This is a genomic window from Rubrivirga litoralis, assembly GCF_031846415.1.
Lineage (GTDB): Bacteria > Bacteroidota > Rhodothermia > Rhodothermales > Rubricoccaceae > Rubrivirga > Rubrivirga litoralis.
On the sequence record NZ_JAVRHT010000104.1, the window covers coordinates 1 to 210 of the forward strand.

Below are 210 nucleotides of genomic sequence, written 5' to 3' on the forward strand. Positions count from 1 at the left end.
CGAGAGCACCGACTGCGGGCCGGAGTTGGCCTGCGCCAGCGAGCCGATCCCGGTCTGCTGGAGGATCTGGAGCTTGACGATCTCCATCTGCTCCTTGGCGAAGTCCGTGTCCTCGATCCGCGAGCGGGCCGCCTCGTAGTTGGTCATCGACGTGTCGAGGTTGTCCTGCTTGATCGAGAGCCGAGCCTGCGAGTCGCCGAGCCCGGAGAC

1 protein-coding gene is annotated in these 210 nt (G+C 66.2%); it reads right to left on the minus strand.

From position 1 onward, the window contains the following. A partial coding sequence (locus tag RM540_RS16370) for a flagellin (protein ID WP_311666106.1) occupies nt 1-210 on the minus strand: 210 nt, incomplete at both ends.